2 protein-coding genes are annotated in these 1,494 nt (G+C 67.9%); both read left to right on the top strand.

What is annotated here, in order from left to right; all coding sequences use genetic code 11:
* Window positions 1-201: 201 nt before the first annotated feature.
* Complete coding sequence (locus tag NGJ44_RS23070; protein WP_251866059.1) at window positions 202-708, top strand: acyltransferase; 507 nt, start codon at window positions 202-204, stop codon at window positions 706-708.
* 230 nt (window positions 709-938) lie between these two features.
* On the top strand, window positions 939-1,494 hold a 556-nt coding region (locus NGJ44_RS23065), incomplete at its 3' end, for a hypothetical protein (RefSeq protein ID WP_251866057.1).

The following is a 1,494-nucleotide window of genomic DNA, read 5'->3' as shown; positions in this document are numbered from 1 at the left end:
GTGGATGTGGTCCTACAATCACGAGCGCCCAAATATGGCTCTGGGCGGATTTACCCCAAAACAGCGGCTCGCCATGGCCGCATAGCGTTCCTACTTCTGGCAAACGCTAAAAATGGGGGGATTACCGGTCGAGGACCGCCTGCTGGTGACTTCGGCGCCCGACGGCTTCCTGCGCCGCAAGGCCTGAACGGGGCCGCCGCCATGATCCGCATCGACGCCTCGGCGCGCGTGTCTCCCCTGGCCGATATCGAGGACTCCGTCCGCGGAACCGTGATCGAGATCGGTCCCGGCGCCGTGGTGGATGCGTTCGTGAAGATCAAGCCGGCCGGCGGCACGGGAGACGTGGTCATCGGCGAGAACAGCGTCATCAATTCCGGCTGTGTGCTCTACACCGGCAACGGCATCCGCATCGGCCGCGGCGTGGCGGTGGCGGCCAACTGCACTTTCGCGCCCACCAACCATGAGTTCCGCCGCAAAGATCTGCCCATCCGTCAGCAGGGGTTCCGGCCCGGCAAAGGCGGCATCGTGGTCGAAGACGACGTCTGGATCGGCGCCAATTGCGTGCTGCTCGACGGTGCGGTGCTGCGCCAGGGCTGCGTAATTGCCGCCGGCACCGTCGTGCGCGGCGAGGTCGAGGCCTACTCGATCCAGGGCGGCAATCCGATGCGGCGGCTGGGGCAACGGGAAAACACCGGCGAACCCGCGTAACCCGGCCTCTTTGCCGGGGGGAGCCGCCCGCTCCCGCATCCACTCCGGCCGCGTCGTCCAGACCCGCATCGCAGTCGGGCGGGCAAACGCGGTTCGTCTGCGGCCATAGGACAATGCCGCTGCGCGACCTTTTCAAATCGCACCCTTTTTCCTCGCTATTCCAGATTTGCCGGGCGCCAGCCGTGCGCCATAATGGCGCCGCACATAGTTGTATCTATTTTTTTCTAATCATGAGCGGCACTTCTCCTGATCCGCACTCCTCACTACCGGCATCCTCTTCCGCCCAGGACGGGGCGCGAATCGACGAGCAGACCCGCCGCCTGCAGGAAGAAAACCAGGCCTTGCGCGAGCTGCTCGCGGCGCAGGTGCAAGCGCAATTGCCGCCAGCGCGCGCGCCGCACCCGTTCAAGCGCCTGGGCTGGTGGCTGATTTCCGCGCCCGGCGCGGCGGCGGCGCGCTGGTTGCGGACCTTGCGCCGCGAAACCCCGCCGATTACCGGGCGCAAGCTGGGCTGCGCCACGGTCACGGTGCTGTACACCCTGGCCATCTACGGCGCGCTGGTGCTGCTGGTGGTCTACTGGAGCACGCCCAACGTCAGCCGGGTGGCCATGCCCGCCGCGCATCCGGTGCCGCTGCCTTTGCAGGCCCTGCCCGCGCTGCAGGCCGAATCGCTGCCCCCGCCGCCGGCTCCGGAGGCAGCCGGCGAGGAAGCGCCGCCCACGCCGCCGCCTTCGGAGCCGGCCAGCGAGAAAAGGGCGGCCCCTACCATGCCGGACAGCCCCGCCC

The sequence above is a fragment of the Achromobacter sp. Marseille-Q4962 genome (assembly GCF_943737005.1).
Taxonomy (GTDB): Bacteria; Pseudomonadota; Gammaproteobacteria; order Burkholderiales; family Burkholderiaceae_B; genus Achromobacter.
This window is presented reverse-complemented; position numbering and strand designations above follow the sequence as displayed.